Genomic DNA, 14,317 nt, shown 5'->3' with positions numbered 1-14,317 from the left:
CGGGGTCACAGGCCCCGCCGCTCGATGCGCCCCTCGACGGCCGGCGCGATGCCGTTCGCACGGGCGTAGTCGACCAGCAGCTGGTGCTGGGTGTCGAGCGTCGCGACCGGCTCCAGCCCGGTCAGCGTGGGGAACTCGTCGTCCGTGTGTAGCAGGTAGGCGGCCGTCACCAGCCGGTAGGTCCGGTCCGTGGCGACCGGCTCGCCGCCGACGGTGACCTCAACCAGCTCGTGGCCGCGGTAGTCGTAGGTGAGCGTCGCGCCGGCGACGTGGCCGTGCCACCACGCCGGGGCGCCGAAGCCGACGTCGGAGCCGCCGGACTCCGCGAGCACCGCGCGGAGGGCCGTCCCGTCCAGTTCGACGACGACCGCCGGCTCCTCGAACGGGATGACGCTCACCAGGTCGCCGACGGTCACGTCGCCCGCGAGCGGCGGGCCCGACCGCACGCCGCCGCTGTTCTGGAGCGCCACGTCCGCCCCGACGCCCCCCTCGCGGGCGGCCCAGAGGTAGGCGTCGGCGACGAAGTTGCCGATACGCGACTCCCCGTGGAAGCAGTCGCCCTCCGTCCGCTCGACCGGGTCGGCGGCATGGCCGACGACGTCGTCGAGCCCGGCCGCGGCCATCCGTTCGCGGAGTTCGTCGGCGAGGGCGGTGTCCATGCGGCCGTCCGCGGCCGCGTGCCGGCGGACCTCACCGGTCGCGGGCAGCACCTCGAAGCAGACCTCGCCGTTCGCGCCGGGACGGGTGAGTATCGTCCCGTCGAACCGCTCGACGGTCTCGGCGTGGAGATGCCCGCCCAGCACGACGTCGGCATCGGTCTCGACGGCGACCCGCTCGTCGTCCCGGCCCAGATGCGAGAGCGCGACCACGTAGTCGGGGGCCCGCGCCGCCTGCAGGTCGGCGATCGCCTCGCGGGCCGCCACGACGGGGTCGGTGAAGCCCAGCCCCTCCGCCTCCGGGTTGATGGAGGCGGTGAGCGCGCTGGTGATGCCGACGAAGCCAACGCTCGCGCCGGCGGCCTCCCGGACCGTCCATGGGACGGTGTGGTCGGCCGCGAACCGTGCCCCGTCCTCGCGGACGTTGGCGGTCACCCACTGCTGCGGGGAGCGGGCCACCAGCTCCCGCGTCCGCTCGGGGCCGAAATCGAAGTCGTGGTTGCCGAACGTCTCGACGTCCGCCCCGACGGCCTCGAAGAACGAGAGCGCCTGTTCGCCACGCGTCGACAGCGCGAGCACCCCGGGCGCAACGTTGTCGCCGGTCCCACAGACCAACGCGTCGCCGCCACCGTTCGCGGCGCGGCGCTCGCGAAGCGTGCCCGCCAGCCGCCCGACGCGCTCCGGCGCGTCGTACACGTTCTCGATATCGGAGTAGTGGAGGAGCCGAGGACCGCTCATCACCCGGACGGAGTCGCCGGACGGTCATGACCGCTTCGGCTTCCCCGTGACCCGTGGGAAGGTTTTAATCCCGGACTCCGCTACGCGGGGTATGACCGATGTCGACGGCGACGCGACCGCCGACCTCGAACCGGCCGACGACCGGCTGGAGGCTCGCCAGGGCCCGGAGGGACCGCTGTACGTCGCCTACGACGAGGCCGAGAAGGGACAGAAGGGCCCGTTCCTAGTCGCGTACGCCTCCCCCGCCCGCGGGGACCGCTGGGGCTACTACTGCACCAACTGCGAGACGTTCGACAACGCGATGGACTCGATGGGCCGGGTCCAGTGCAACCAGTGTTCGAACTACAAGAAACCCGACGAGTGGGACGCCGCACACGAGTAGTCCGGTAACGCCGTCTCCTTCCGCCATACTCCCCGCAGTAGTCCGAAACATCCGTATCCCGGCAGTTATTCCGTATGTAACCGGGCAGCCTCGTACGTGATCGTAGCCTGCACGAGGGGCCCAGGAACCGCGGGTCGCGTCTACGCGTGCGTGAAGTAGGTCGTCAGTTCGTCGCCCACGACGTCGTCCAGGCGGACGAAGCCGACCCGCTCGAACTGGAGCAGGTCGTCGACCCCGTAGTCGCCGACCCCGGGCTCCGCGCGCCCGGACACGTCGCCGTCCATCGTCCGCATCGTCACGGGGACGTTCTCGTCGGCGTCGACCCAGTGGACCACGTCGACGCCCTCCTCGCGGACGACCTCGATACCCTCGTCCGTGTGGACGAGGCGGCCGTCCTCGTTGCGGACGGGACCCCAGCCCTTCAGCCAGACGCGGTCGCCCTCGGCGGGGACGTCACCGGGCTCCAGCAGGACGGCGTCGTCCAGGGGGACGTCGCGGCGGCCGCGGTCCTCGTGTTCGGGGTGGACCGGCGGGTGGCCGGCGTCGGGGCCGCCGTCGACGGGCAGGCGCTCGCCGTCCCGGACCAGGAACGCGCGGTCGGTCCCCTCGTCGACGCGCTCGCGGTTGGCGCTGTAGATCGCGGACATCGAGAGGTCCGCACTGGAGGTGGAGACGCCGAGCTCCGTCATCGCGGCCACGACGGCGCCGCCACGAACGCCCCGGCGCTCCAGCGAGGCGAGCGTCGGCGCGCGGGGGTCGTCCCAGCCGTCCAGCTCGCCCTCGGCGATGCGCTCCTTGATGCTGGACGTGGAGAGGGGCACGTCGTACTCGTCGACCTCGATGCGGCCCCAGTGGGTGACCTCGGGGTACTCCCAGCCGAAGTAGTCGTAGAGGAACCCCTGGCGCTTGGCCGAGTCCTGCAGGTCGATGCCGCGGATGATGTGGGTGATGTCGAACAGGTGGTCGTCGATGGCGGACTGGAAGTCGAGCATCGGCCAGCAGCGGTACTCCGCGGCCGCCTCGCGAGGGTGCGGCGTGTCGACCATCCGGAACGCGACCCAGTCGCGCAGCGCCGGGTTCTTCTGCTCGATATCCGTCCGGACCCGGAGCACCATCTCCCCCGACTCGTACTCGCCGGCGACCATCCGGTCGAACTCGGCGTGGGTCTCGTCGGCGTCCTGACCCCGATGTGGGCAGGGCTCGGCGTCGGCCTTCAGCTCCGAGAACTGCTCCTGCGAGCAGGTGCAGGCGTAGGCGCCCCCCGCGTCGATGAGGTCGCGGGCGTGCTCGTAGTAGGTCTCCACGCGGTCGCTCGCCCGGACCACCTCGTCCGGCTCGAACCCGAGGTAGTCGATGGCGTCGATGATGCCGTCGTAGGCGTCGAGGTCCGGGCGCTTCGTCTCCGGGTCCGTGTCGTCGAACCGGCAGAGCATCCAGCCGTCGTACATCGATTTGTACGTTCCGATGACCGCGGGCATCCGGGCGTTGCCGAGGTGCCACGGCCCGTTCGGGTTCGGCGCGAGCCGCATCCGCACCTCCTCGTGGTCCGCAACATCGGGGAGGTCGGGGAGGAGCTGCTCCTCCGCCTCGGCCTCGGCCTCCAGTTCGGCGACCGCGTCGGGGTCGACTTCGGCGAGCCGGTCGCGCTTGGCCTCGTCGGCGAGGTCGTTGACCCGCTCGCAGACCGGCGCGATCACGCCCGGTATCTCGTCGCCGTGTTCGCGGAACTCCGGGTTCTCCCCCATCAGCGGGCCCATGATGGCGCCCACCTGCGCGTCGCTGCCGTGTTTGAGCGCGTTGAAGAGGGCGGCCGTCTCGGCCTCGCGTTCGACCCGCTCGCGAAGGTCCTCGTCCATGCCATGGGGTTGGCGGGTGGGGGTCAAAACGGGTGTGGATCGCGTGGGATAGCGAGCCCCGGCCGGGGACGTTCCGACCTCGGGAGCCCTCGCGCGCTCGCGCTTCCAGTCCGCCGGGCGTGACGTTCCACCCGAGCCGACACGCCGCGTGTTCGCCCGCTACGACACCCGGACGACGCGCACGTCCAGGTCGCTCGCGGCCCGGGTGACGTGGGCGCGGTCCTCGTCGCTGACGTAGACCAGCCCCTCGACCTCCCAGTCGGGCCAGTCAGCCCGGACCAGCTCCCGGGCCGCGAGCAGGTCCCCGACCGTGCCCACGCGGGCGCCACCGGGGTCGAACGCGACCAGCCGGACGGTCTCCTCGGCGAACGTGTCCCGACCGCGAAGGGTGCGGAACAGGTCGGCCTTCGTCACCTCCGGCTGCCCCTCCGGGTTGACGTACTCGGTGCCCGGGTGGGCGGTGTAGACCTCCGGGAGCTCCTGCTCGCGCCCCGTGAGACAGACCGCGTCGACGACGTGATGGTCACCCTGGTCGCCGAGCGAGAGGCCCGCCGGGAGGTTGACCCACCACTTGCCGTCGGGTGAGGCGTCCGACTCGATGAACGACCGCCGCAGCGACTCGGGAACGTCGGTCATGCTCGGCCGGGAACTCGGGGCGGAGCGGACAAAGCTCTCCCGCTACGGGCCGGGCGTTCCGACGGATGCGGACCGAAACCGGCCACCCGCCGTCGGGAGCGGAGAAACGTGGGGGGCCGGCACGAGCGAACCCTGAGCCCGTCGCCGAGCCGTCCGCCGAGGGACCCAGTCGCGCAGGAGAGCCAGAGCCCTCTACGCCTCCTCGGCCAGCTCGACGTTGAGTCGCTCCTCAAGGGCGGTGATGAGGGAGCCGCCGATGCCGGCGCGGGTGGCGCGGCCCTGCTCGACCGCGAGCACGTCGGCCTCGTCGACGCCCAGCTCGCCGGCCAGCTCCGTGGTCTGGAGGCCGGCCTCCTGCCGGGCCTCCTCCAGCCGGTCGCCGTACCCCCGCACGAGGTACGGGAGCGGGTCGTCGTCGTAATCGGTCCCCTCCTGCTCCCAGCGTTCGGAGTTCCCCGACCGGGCGTCGTTGAGCTTGGCGGTGTTCCGGGCCGCGCGACGGCGCCGCTCGCGCTCCTCGTCGCCGTCGTCGCCCCCGCCGTGGCCGCCGTCGTCGTCGCCGTGCTGGGCGCACCCGCCACAGACCTCGAGGCGCGCGCCCGCGACCGTCGCCGTCCGGAGCTCGCGGTCCTCGGCGCCGCACAGCTCGCAGCTGTCGCTGGCACCCCCGCTCTGCCCCCCGGTCGAGTACTTCGCCATGCCGCTACGGAGCACAGCCAGCCACTTCAAATCCGCGTTCGCCGCCGTTCGCCCCCGCTCGGCCGCTCGTCGTGACCCTGTGACGCACCCGCGCCCCGGCAGCGGAACGAAAACCCTATGAGCAAATCCACCATCCATCCGGATGGCTCGGCACGCAAGGTGTGCGTGGGTAGCCAAGCCAGGCCAACGGCGCAGCGTTGAGGGCGCTGTCCCGTAGGGGTCCGCCGGTTCAAATCCGGTCCCACGCACTGCCAGACCTGGGCCGTAGGCCCAGCGCAGTGCGGGTGCCATCCCTCAGGGACGGCACCCACGCAAAACTCCGTCCGACGACTCCCGGACAGCCGCAGCCACGTCCACATCGTTGAGCGCCGGGCCGGGGCCGTCGCTGGGGTCGGCGGACGCGGACGGTGGTGAGGCGTGGCCTCAGTCGCAGCGGAACGTCTCCAGGTTGCGCGGCTGGTAGGTCGCCATCCCGAACTCGTCGTACAGCGCCGAGGAGAACTGGTTCGTCGCCGTCTCGTCGCCGTGGACACAGAGCACCCGGTCGGGTCGGTCACTCATCGTGCGGACGTAGTCCATCAGGCCGCCGCGGTCGGCGTGACCGGAGAAGCCACTGACGTCCTCGACCCCGAGCTGCAGGGTGACGCGGGAGCGCCCGCCGTCCCAGCGCGGGAGGGACACCTCGCGCCGTCCCTGCTGGATGCGCCGCCCCAGTGTCCCCTCGGCCTGATAGCCGACGAAGACGAGCGTGTTCGCCGGATCGTCGGCGAGCACGTCCAGCCAGAAGAAGATGGGCCCGCCGGTGACCATCCCGGACGTGGAGAGGACGATGGCGGGCTCGCCGCTCGCGATCGCCTCGCGCTGTTCGGACCCCCCGTCGATATGCTCGAACTGCTCGGCGAGGAACGGGTTCTCGTCCTCGTAGAGGATGCGCTCGCGGAGCCCGTCGCGGAGGTACTCGGGATAGGCGGTGTGGATGGCGGTCGCCTCCCGGATCATCCCGTCGAGGTAGACCGGGACGGTCGGGAGCTCGCCGGTCCGCATCGCGTCGGCCAGCACCAGCATGAGCTCCTGCGAGCGGCCCACCGCGAACGCCGGGATGACGACGGTCCCGTCGTTTCTGACGGTCTCCCGGACGGTGTCGACGAGGGTGCGTTCGGCGTCGGCCTGGTCCGTGGAGTGGTCGCCACGCCGGCCGTACGTCGACTCCATGACGAGCGTCTCCGAGCGGGGGAAGTCGTTGTCGGCGCCGTTGAACAGCCGGGTGTCCGTGTAGTGGACGTCGCCGGAGAAGACGACGTTATGATACCCCTCGCCGACGTGGAAGTGCGCCGACGCGCTGCCGAGGATGTGGCCGGCGTTGCGCAGCGTGAGCTTCACGTCCGGCGCGATGTCGGTCACGTTCCCGTACTCGACGGGGATGGTGTGCTTGAGCGCCTGCCGGACCATCGAGGAGTCGTACGGCGGGGTGCGCCCCTCCTTGGAGGCCACGTCGAGGTAGTCCAGCTGGAGCAGGCCCATCAGGTCGCGGGTCGGCTCGGTCAGGTAGATGGGCCCGTCGTAGCCGTATTTGAACAGGATGGGCAGCAGGGCCGAGTGATCGAGGTGTGCGTGGGTCAGGACGACCGCGTCGATATCCGTCAGTGGCATCGCCTCGGGCGCCTGGAGATAGGGTACCTCGCCCTCGGCGCCGGGCTTGTCCCCGCAGTCGACGAGGACGCGGGTGTTGCCCGTGCTGAGGACGAAGCTGGCGCGGCCGACCTCGCGACAGCAGCCCAGCGTCGAGACCCGGACCCACTCCGGGTCCGCGGGGCCGCTGTGGATGGACTCGCCGACCCGCTCGAGGAACGAGCGGCGGTCGCCGCGCTCCTGCTTGAGGAAGTTCCGGACGTTGGAGACGGTCTCGGACTCCATCGGCGGCGTCCGGACGACTTCGACGGTCCAGCCCGTCTCGGCGGCGACCCGGCGTTTGGTCCGGCCCCCCCGGCCGATGACGAGGCCGGGCTTCTCGGCCTCGATGATGACCTCGCCGGTCTCGGGGTGGAACTCGATGTCGCGGATACCGGCGTCGTCGGGGAGGATGTCCTCGATGGCCGCGTGGGCCTCGGAGCGGCTGCTCCGTGCGTCGGCGGTCGGCCGGACGGTCAGGCGTTTCTGGAGACTGCTCGCGAGCCGACCGATGAGGCGGTCGTCCTCGGCGAAGACCTCGGGCGTGCTGGTGTAGACCACCAGGTCCGGCCCCTCGAAGCGGAGATCCGTGACCTCGGCGGCGTCGGGCAGCTCCTGGCTCAACTGCGTGCGGTACTCACTACGGGTCCGGTCGTGCATGGGAAGTCCGCCGTATCGAGGCCGTCTGAGAGGGTCGGAGAACTGACGCCCTCGAGGTGGGCGATACTCCCGTGTGTGCGGTCGGCATTGATAATGGTTGTGTCATCGGGCCGGCTCGGGGCGAGCAGCGAGCCTCACTCGGCGGTCGGGCGAGGGGAGGTAAACCCTCGTTTCCGATTTAACAGTCGCATATCGTGGAAAGGGGGCCGATAGAATCGAAATCGGCCACGAACGGGTTCGGTTCCCCGATTACCGGTCGCGTGCCATCCCGAGGTTCGTCAGGTAGCCCCCGCAGTCCGAGCAGAGCCGCCCGTCGATGTCGGACGGCCGGTTCCCGCAGTCCATGCACTCGTAGATGGGGTCGTCCGCGTGATGAGGGTCGGTGTGCGTCATCCGTCTACGCGGAGTTGCGACCCTTTCATGTTAAATGTTGTCACACACCGTGTGGAACCGTCGATATCCGACATCGAACGAGGGTGCTGACCGCGTTCGTACAAGTTCAATACGTCCCCGGTCCGTAGCGGATGGTATGACAACGTCGAAGCCGGGGGGCGCGCCGCTGGACCTCCGGGAGCGGGTGCCCGAGGCGACGGCGCTGCTGACCGTCGTCTCGCTGGCGCTGGTGTTCGCCGCGGCGCTGGGTGTCTTCCCCTCTGGCCTGTTGCCGCGCGCGCCGGAGGCAGTGCTCGACGCCATCCCGCCGGTGAACGCGGTCGTCAGTCTCGTCGCCATCGGCACCATCGTCGCCGGCTGGCGGGCCATCCGTCGGGGGAACGTCCGGCGTCACGCCCGCCTCATGACGACCAGCTTCGGCCTGTTCGCCCTCTTCCTCGTCCTCTACCTCTACCGGGTCGCGCTGCTCGGTCCGACCCCGTTCCCCGGCCCCGCGGCCGTCGAGCGGTTCGTCTACCTCCCGGTCCTGGGAATCCACGTCCTGCTGGCCATCGTCTGCGTGCCGCTGCTGTACTACGTGCTGCTCGTCGCCGCCACTCGGCCGACGGCCGACATCTACGGCTCGCTCCATCCCCGCGTCGGGCGCGCGGCCGCCTCGCTGTGGCTCGTCTCCTTCTCACTGGGAGTGGTCGTCTACGCGCTGCTGTACGTGGTGTACTGAGCACACCCGTCGGCGTTAAGTCCGGCCGCGGCGGAACGGGCGTATGGGCATCGGCACGGAACTCGCGGAACTCCGCGAGCAGTTCCGCGAGGAGCCGCGGGTCGTGGTCCGAGGGCTGGGTGAACTCGCGACCGTCTCGGCCCTCCTGGTCGGGACGTTCGCGTTGCTGCCCCAGGGCGTCACCGAACGCACCCGGCCGTACTGGCTGGCACTGGTCGCGCTCGGGGTCGCGTTCGTCCTGCTACCGACGCTCGTCGACCCCCTCCGCCAGGAGTACCGGCGGCTGTCCGGGGAGTAGCCGGGGAACGCGGAGTCGTCGTTACGCGACGTCCTCGTCGGCCAGGTCGTCGGCGGCGTCCTCGGCCTGCTCCTGCAGCTCCTCGACGTTGTCGCGGAGGTCCTCGAGCGCGTCGGCGGCCTCCTCGTTGAGCTCCTCGTTGGTCTCGAGCAGGCGCTCGGTCGTGTCGTCCAGCCCGTCGAGTAGATCCGCGAGCGCGTCCTCAACCGAATCCGAGCCGTCCTGCAGGCCGTTCTCCAGGCTGTCGATGGCGTCGGCGATGACCTCGGTTTCGTTCTCCTCCAGCTCGACGATGCTGTCACGGACGGACTCGAAGGCCTCGGCCAGACCCTGGGTGTCGCCGGTCGCCTCTGCCAGGTTGCCGAAGACCGCGTCAGCACCGCTCGTGACGAGGTCGCCCTCGAACTCGTTCAGGTCCCGCGCGAGCTCGAGGTCGGTACCGAACTCGCGGCTCACGTCGCGCTGGAACTCTACACCCGCCACGACCGCTTCGTGGGTCCGCTGGATGGCACTACGCTGGACCGCGAACACCGCGTCGACCGCCGAATCGTTCCGGCTCATACACGGATGGAGGCGCCATACGGGGAAGTAGCTACCGCCTGCTACCAGAGGACGGTTTAGGTTGCCAGCGATTGGGTCAGTCGTCGGCAGCCGCGGGCTCGCTACCGATGGTCGGGCGCTCCACGTCGCGGTCGGTCGTCTCGCCGTCGATGTCGTAGGGGTACTCCCCGGTGACACAGCCCAGGCAGAGGTCCGCGCGGGACTGGTCCAGCGCGCCCGCGACGGACTCGATGGAGAGGTACTCCAGCGAGTCCGCGCTGATCTCCTCACCGATCTCCTCGGTCGTGCGGTCGGCCGCGATGAGCTCCTCGCGCGAGGCCATGTCGATGCCCATGTAGCACGGGGCGACGATGGGCGGCGCGCCGATACGGACGTGGACCGCCTCGGCGCCCACGTCGCGCATCAGCTGCACGAGCTGGGTTGAGGTGGTCCCCCGGACGATGGAGTCGTCGATGAGGGTGACCGTGCGGTCCTGGACGATGTCCTTGATCGGGTTGAGCTTCAGCCGGACGGCCCGCTCGCGGGCGTCCTGCGTCGGCATGATGAACGTCCGGCCGACGTAGCGGTTCTTCATCAGCCCCTCCGCGAACTCGACGTCGGCACCGTCCTCGCCCGCAGCGTCAGCGTAGCCCGAGGCGAACGCGCGCCCCGAGTCCGGCACGGGCATCACGACGTCCGTGTCGACGCCGCTCTCCGCCCAGAGCGCACGCCCCAGGTCCCGGCGGACGTCGTAGACGAGCTGGTCGTCGATGGTCGAGTCCGGGCGCGCGAAGTAGACGTGCTCGAAGAAGCAGTGCGCGCTGTTCTCCCGGTCGAACAGCTGGTAGGCGTCGAACCCCTCGCCGTCAGGCCTGAGGATGACCAGCTCGCCCGGCTCCACGTCCCGGACCAGCTCCCCGTCGAGCACGTCGATGGCCGCCGACTCCGAGGCCAGCAGGTAGCCGTCGTCCACCTCGCCGATGCAGAGCGGGCGGTTCCCCTCCGGGTCGCGCACGCCAAGCACCGTGTCGTCGTGCATGATGGTGAGCGAGTAGGAGCCGTGGATGCGGCTCATCGTCCGCTTGACGGCGCGGACGAGGTCCTCCTCCAGCAGGTTGCGCGCGAGGTCGTGGGCGATGACCTCCGTGTCCCCGTCGGAGGTGAACGCGTGGCCCAGCCCGGCGAGCTCGTCGCGGATCTCGTCGGCGTTGACGAGGTTACCGTTGTGGCTGAGCCCGAGCGAGCCGGACTTGAACGAGACGGAGAACGGCTGCGCACAGCAGGCGTTCACGCTCCCCGCCGTCGGATAGCGAACGTGGCCGATGCCGACTGGGCCGTTCAGCTGGTCGAGATCGTCCTCGCCGAAGGCGTCCCCGACGAGCCCCATCTCGACGTGGGAGTGCTGCTGGAACCCGTCGTGCGTGACGATGCCAGCGGACTCCTGACCGCGGTGCTGGAGCGCATACAACGCGTAGTAGAGTGGCCGCGCGGCGGCCCGTTCGTCGAGGGATACCCCGACGACGCCGCATTTCTCCGTCGGCCCGCCCAGGTCCCGGTGGTCCCGGCCTGTCATTACGCGATGAGAGCGGTCGAACCGGGAAAAAGATTCGCAACTGGGTCGTTTCAGGTGACACGGCTGTCACCGGGTTCGGGGGGCCGAGTGGTGTGTCCGACCGTTCGTCCGGTTCCAGCAGGGTCCCGGTCGGGGGGTCGCCGCTTCGAACCGGGGCGACCAGCCGGAGAGGCCGGGAGCCGGCGCAGTTGCTGTTCGCATCGAAACCGGCAGAACTCGGGAATGTCGGTCGCGTCGGCCGGTCAGTGGTCGCCGCTCTTCTCCTGCCAGGCGTAGTCGCGCCGCTTGGCGGACTTGCCGAAGCCACAGGAGGCACAGACCTTCTTCCGCTTGTGGTAGGACTTCTCGCCGCAGCGGCGACAGTTCACGTGGGTCGTCTTGTTCTTCTTGCCCTGAGAGGGCGTACCGGCTCCAGTCATGGTTCTGGCTGAATCGAAACGACGTTATCGCCGCGGATAATCGTTGTGTTCTCGCCCCCCAGGACGAGGTTCATGTGCTGGTCGTACCCCTCGAGGACGCCGTCGTAGACCTCGCCGCCCTTCAGATGGACGGTCACTTCGTCTCCGAGCGTCTCTTCGAGCACGTCGAGCGGTCGTCCTGGCATGAACCGAAACCCACCCGCCGGCGGTATAAACGCACCGACAGCCGGCCCGAACGTTCGCCTTCCGTCCGGCGGTCACGGCGTCACAGTTCGACGCCGAACGGCGCGAACGCCTCCGCGCGGACGGCGAACGCGGCCGTGAGTTCGGCCGTCGCCTCCAGGTCCGCCAGGGCTACCGTCTCGACCGGCGTATGCATGTAGCGGTTCGGCACCCCGACCGAGAGCGTCGGCGTCCCACCGCCCCCGACCGAGAACTCGTCCGCGTCCGTCCCCGTCCCCGAGGGTGCGGCCGCGAGCTGGCAGTCGATGTCGGCGTCCGCGGCCACCTCCCGCGCCGCGGCGACCACGTTCGGGTGGTCGGTCGTCCCCCGGTGGAGAACGGGACCGTCGCCCAGCGCGACACCGGTGGTCGCCTCGCTCGGGACGCCCGGCGAGTCGGTGGCGTGGGTCACGTCGACCGTCAGTACCGCGTCGACATCGAGGTCCCAGCCGACCATCCGGGCGCCCCGGAACCCGACCTCCTCCTGGACCGTCGACACCGCGACGACGGTGGCATCCGCCCGGCCGACCGCGCGGCGGAACGCCTCGGCGGCGACCCAGACGCCCGCCCGGTTGTCGACGTTCCGGGCCGCGAGCAGCGAGCCGTCGAGCTCCCGGGGCGCCGCGGCGACCGTCATCGGGTCGCCGATGGAGACGAGTTCGCGCGCCCGTTCCTCGTCGGCCGCGCCGACGTCGACGAACTGCTCGGCGATGTCGGGCACCCCCTCCGCGTCGCCGTCACGGAGATGGATGGCCGTCTGCCCGACGACGCCGGACACGGGGCCGTCGTCCGTGTGGACGGTGACGTGCTGGCCGCGAGAGACGGTCCGGTCAGAGCCCCCGAGACGCGCCAGCTCCAGGAACCCCTCGCCCGTGACCCCCCGGACGGTGAAACCGATCTCGTCGGCGTGCCCCGTCACCGCGACGGTCGTCTCCGTCTCCGGGTCGCCCTCCGCGACGGCGATGGCGTTGCCGTAGGCGTCGACCCGCGTCTCGTCGGCGTGTGGTTCGACCGCGTCGAGCCAGCGCCGCTGGACGGCCGTCTCGTGCCCGGACGGGGCCGGGGTTGTCAACAGCTCCTCGAACAGCACTCGGCGGTCCTCGTCCATACGTGTTGACGCGACCCCCAACCGCTTATACCCCCCGCGGGCGCACGCCCGGCATGGTCGACATCACGTTCCTCGAGATCCATGTGGAGGACCCCCCGTTCATGCCCGGGGAACCGGTCGACGAGGACGACGACGTCGCGTTCGAGGCGGCCGAGGAGACGACGGCGCCGTCCGGAGGCGGCGGCTCGAAGGCGGCCGTCCTGGCCGCGCTCGTCGGCCTCGTTCTCCTCGCGGTCGTCGCGTACCTCGTGAAGACGCGGGTACTGGGCGATGGTGACGACGAGGAGTTCGACACCGGCCGCCACGACTGACCACGGGCGCGGCGACCACGCGCCGCCCGGGCGCTACCCGGACCCCGAGGCCCGTTCACCCTCGCGCTCGATGGCGCGCTGGGTCCGCTCGCCGAGCCGGACGAGGTTGCACAGGGGGTTCCCAGGGTGGACAAGCGGGTTCTCCAGGACACCGACCAGCAGTCCGGTGAACGGCGCCGTGACCGTCTCCACCTCGGTCTTGAACGGGTTGGTGATGGTGCAGACGGGCTCGCCCTCGCGGACGAGCGAGCCCCGGTCGTGGAGCATCTCGACGAGCCCGCCGGCGTCGGCGCGGAGCCATGTCTTCTCCTCACTCCCGTCGACGACGGTCCGCCAGCCCGGCCAGGCGACGGCGGACTCCTGCCGCAGGCCGAACTCGGCCAGCACCGAGCGCGTCCCGTCCAGTGCCCGGTCGATGAGGTCGCGCTGGAACCGGTGGGCCTCTCCCATCTCGACCGTGATGGTCGGGACGCCGGCGGCGGTAGCCTCGCGCCGGAGCGTCCCGCCCGGGCCCTCGCCGGCGATGATGACGTGCGAGGCGAACGCCCGCGCGACGCGGGCCACCCGCTCGTGGTCCATGTCCGCGCGGACGTGGAGCGTGTTGGTCCGGCCCCGCGTCGAGGTGTGGAAGTCGATGCCCAGGTCGCAGGGGACCAGGAAGTTCCGGTGGATGTTGTGGGCGATGCGTCTCGCCGAGGTCCCGTCCGGGTCGCCCGGGAACGACCGGTTCAGGTCGCGGTCGTAGATGGGGAGGTAGCGCTGCTGGGCGAGGAACGCCGGGACGTTGAGAACGGGGAGGCAGACCAGCGTCCCTGCGAGGTCGGAGTGGTCCCACTCGTGGGCCACCTCCCTGACCACCTCGATGCCGTTCAGTTCGTCGCCGTGAGCGGCGGCCGAGAGGAAGACCGTCGGCCCGGCGCGCTCGCCGTTGACGATGGTGACCGGCACTCGGACGGCATCGCCGAGGTAGGTCTCGCTGACGCCGTAGCGGACGTTCGCCGTCTCCCCGGGGTCGACCCGGCCGCCGTCGTAGGCGAACGGCTCCGGATCGTCGTCGGGGGTCGGCAGGTCGGGCGGGGCGTCCGGCGCGTCGTCGGCCATGCGTCCACGGGGGGGCGCAACTACAAAAGCCCCCGCGCCAGCATCGACGCCCGGCTGGCGGCCGACGTCGGGACCGGCCCCGTCAGGACATCGTGAAGATCAGGTCCGGGAGCGTCAGGTCCGGCCGGTCGCGCCCGGTGGTCGACGTGGTCGTCGGCGTCGGCGGCACCCAGCACACCGTCGCCGCCAGTGTCGAGGACCGCTCGCACATGGACTACTCGATGCTCCTCGGGCGCGACGCCCTCGAACACCGCCAGGTCGACGTGCGCCGCCGCGCGGATACCGACGCGGAGGGAGAGACCGAGGAGTAACAGCTCGGAGTTCGTCGTTTCGCCC

General features: G+C 70.6%; 17 protein-coding genes and 1 tRNA gene. 6 read left to right on the top strand and 12 right to left on the bottom strand.

Annotated features, from left to right (window positions below; translation table 11 throughout):
• Positions 1-5 precede the first annotated feature (5 nt).
• Positions 6-1,394 (bottom strand): bifunctional metallophosphatase/5'-nucleotidase, encoded by a 1,389-nt coding sequence (locus tag DP107_RS12785; protein WP_144262540.1) that lies wholly within the window; start codon positions 1,392-1,394, stop codon positions 6-8.
• Positions 1,395-1,539: 145 nt separating this feature from the next.
• Here DP107_RS12785 and DP107_RS12780 point away from each other — a divergent pair, with 145 nt between their 5' ends.
• Positions 1,540-1,776: a DUF5816 domain-containing protein gene (locus tag DP107_RS12780; protein ID WP_144262612.1), complete on the top strand. Its 237-nt coding sequence runs from the start codon at positions 1,540-1,542 to the stop codon at positions 1,774-1,776.
• A 140-nt stretch (positions 1,777-1,916) separates the two neighbouring features.
• Here DP107_RS12780 and DP107_RS12775 read toward each other — a convergent pair whose 3' ends face one another.
• The 3 genes from DP107_RS12775 to DP107_RS12765 all read right to left on the bottom strand — a co-directional run bounded on the left by DP107_RS12775 (position 1,917) and on the right by DP107_RS12765 (position 4,967).
• On the bottom strand, positions 1,917-3,632 hold the full coding sequence (locus DP107_RS12775; RefSeq protein ID WP_144262539.1) for a glutamate--tRNA ligase: 1,716 nt from the start codon (positions 3,630-3,632) through the stop codon (positions 1,917-1,919).
• A 159-nt stretch (positions 3,633-3,791) separates the two neighbouring features.
• Positions 3,792-4,268, bottom strand: a complete 477-nt coding sequence (locus DP107_RS12770) for a hypothetical protein (RefSeq protein WP_144262538.1) — start codon at positions 4,266-4,268, stop codon at positions 3,792-3,794.
• Positions 4,269-4,460: 192 nt separating this feature from the next.
• Positions 4,461-4,967 (bottom strand): helix-turn-helix domain-containing protein, encoded by a 507-nt coding sequence (locus DP107_RS12765; protein ID WP_144262537.1) that lies wholly within the window; start codon positions 4,965-4,967, stop codon positions 4,461-4,463.
• A gap of 163 nt (positions 4,968-5,130) precedes the next feature.
• On the opposite strand from DP107_RS12765, the gene DP107_RS12760 reads away from it, so the two are divergent.
• Positions 5,131-5,215 (top strand) — tRNA-Leu (locus tag DP107_RS12760).
• Between the two features lie 175 nt (positions 5,216-5,390).
• Here the strand turns inward: DP107_RS12760 and DP107_RS12755 are convergent.
• Positions 5,391-7,295, bottom strand: a complete 1,905-nt coding sequence (locus tag DP107_RS12755; protein WP_144262536.1) for a beta-CASP ribonuclease aCPSF1 — start codon at positions 7,293-7,295, stop codon at positions 5,391-5,393.
• Between the two features lie 249 nt (positions 7,296-7,544).
• Positions 7,545-7,688 (bottom strand): rubrerythrin-like domain-containing protein, encoded by a 144-nt coding sequence (locus tag DP107_RS12750; RefSeq protein WP_144262535.1) that lies wholly within the window; start codon positions 7,686-7,688, stop codon positions 7,545-7,547.
• Between the two features lie 136 nt (positions 7,689-7,824).
• On the opposite strand from DP107_RS12750, the gene DP107_RS12745 reads away from it, so the two are divergent.
• A complete protein-coding gene (locus tag DP107_RS12745) occupies positions 7,825-8,409 on the top strand; it encodes a DUF420 domain-containing protein (RefSeq protein ID WP_144262534.1) in 585 nt (194 codons plus the stop codon).
• Positions 8,410-8,452: 43 nt separating this feature from the next.
• Positions 8,453-8,707, top strand: a complete 255-nt coding sequence (locus DP107_RS12740; RefSeq protein ID WP_144262533.1) for a hypothetical protein — start codon at positions 8,453-8,455, stop codon at positions 8,705-8,707.
• Between the two features lie 21 nt (positions 8,708-8,728).
• Here the strand turns inward: DP107_RS12740 and DP107_RS12735 are convergent, their stop codons facing one another.
• The 5 genes from DP107_RS12735 to DP107_RS12715 form a co-directional block, all read right to left on the bottom strand.
• On the bottom strand, positions 8,729-9,268 hold the full coding sequence (locus tag DP107_RS12735) for a hypothetical protein (protein WP_144262532.1): 540 nt from the start codon (positions 9,266-9,268) through the stop codon (positions 8,729-8,731).
• Between the two features lie 76 nt (positions 9,269-9,344).
• The gene (purF, locus tag DP107_RS12730; protein ID WP_144262531.1) at positions 9,345-10,820 is read right to left on the bottom strand and encodes an amidophosphoribosyltransferase; all 1,476 of its coding nucleotides are present in this window, start codon (positions 10,818-10,820) and stop codon (positions 9,345-9,347) included.
• Between the two features lie 242 nt (positions 10,821-11,062).
• Positions 11,063-11,239, bottom strand: coding sequence for a 50S ribosomal protein L37e (locus DP107_RS12725; protein ID WP_144262530.1), 177 nt, complete (start codon positions 11,237-11,239; stop codon positions 11,063-11,065).
• Entirely contained in the window at positions 11,236-11,424 is a 189-nt protein-coding gene (locus DP107_RS12720) for an LSM domain-containing protein (RefSeq protein ID WP_144262529.1), read from the bottom strand. Before DP107_RS12720 ends, DP107_RS12725 begins: the two co-directional genes overlap by 4 nt.
• Before the next feature lie 80 nt (positions 11,425-11,504).
• A complete protein-coding gene (locus DP107_RS12715; RefSeq protein WP_144262528.1) occupies positions 11,505-12,569 on the bottom strand; it encodes a M20/M25/M40 family metallo-hydrolase in 1,065 nt (354 codons plus the stop codon).
• A gap of 53 nt (positions 12,570-12,622) precedes the next feature.
• Between DP107_RS12715 and DP107_RS12710 the strand changes: the two genes are divergently transcribed.
• The gene (locus DP107_RS12710; RefSeq protein WP_144262527.1) at positions 12,623-12,880 is read left to right on the top strand and encodes a hypothetical protein; all 258 of its coding nucleotides are present in this window, start codon (positions 12,623-12,625) and stop codon (positions 12,878-12,880) included.
• Between the two features lie 33 nt (positions 12,881-12,913).
• On the opposite strand, the gene DP107_RS12705 is transcribed toward DP107_RS12710, so the two are convergent.
• Positions 12,914-13,981 (bottom strand): succinylglutamate desuccinylase/aspartoacylase family protein, encoded by a 1,068-nt coding sequence (locus DP107_RS12705; protein ID WP_144262526.1) that lies wholly within the window; start codon positions 13,979-13,981, stop codon positions 12,914-12,916.
• A 92-nt stretch (positions 13,982-14,073) separates the two neighbouring features.
• Here DP107_RS12705 and DP107_RS20520 point away from each other — a divergent pair, with 92 nt between their 5' ends.
• Positions 14,074-14,292 carry a putative ATP-dependent zinc protease gene (locus tag DP107_RS20520; RefSeq protein ID WP_202877407.1) on the top strand — a complete coding sequence of 73 codons (219 nt, stop codon included), beginning with the start codon at positions 14,074-14,076 and terminating at the stop codon, positions 14,290-14,292.
• Positions 14,293-14,317 lie beyond the last annotated feature (25 nt).

It is taken from the genome of Haloglomus irregulare (genome assembly GCF_007421925.1).
GTDB classification, from domain to species: Archaea; Halobacteriota; Halobacteria; order Halobacteriales; family Haloarculaceae; genus Haloglomus; species Haloglomus irregulare.
This window is presented reverse-complemented; position numbering and strand designations above follow the sequence as displayed.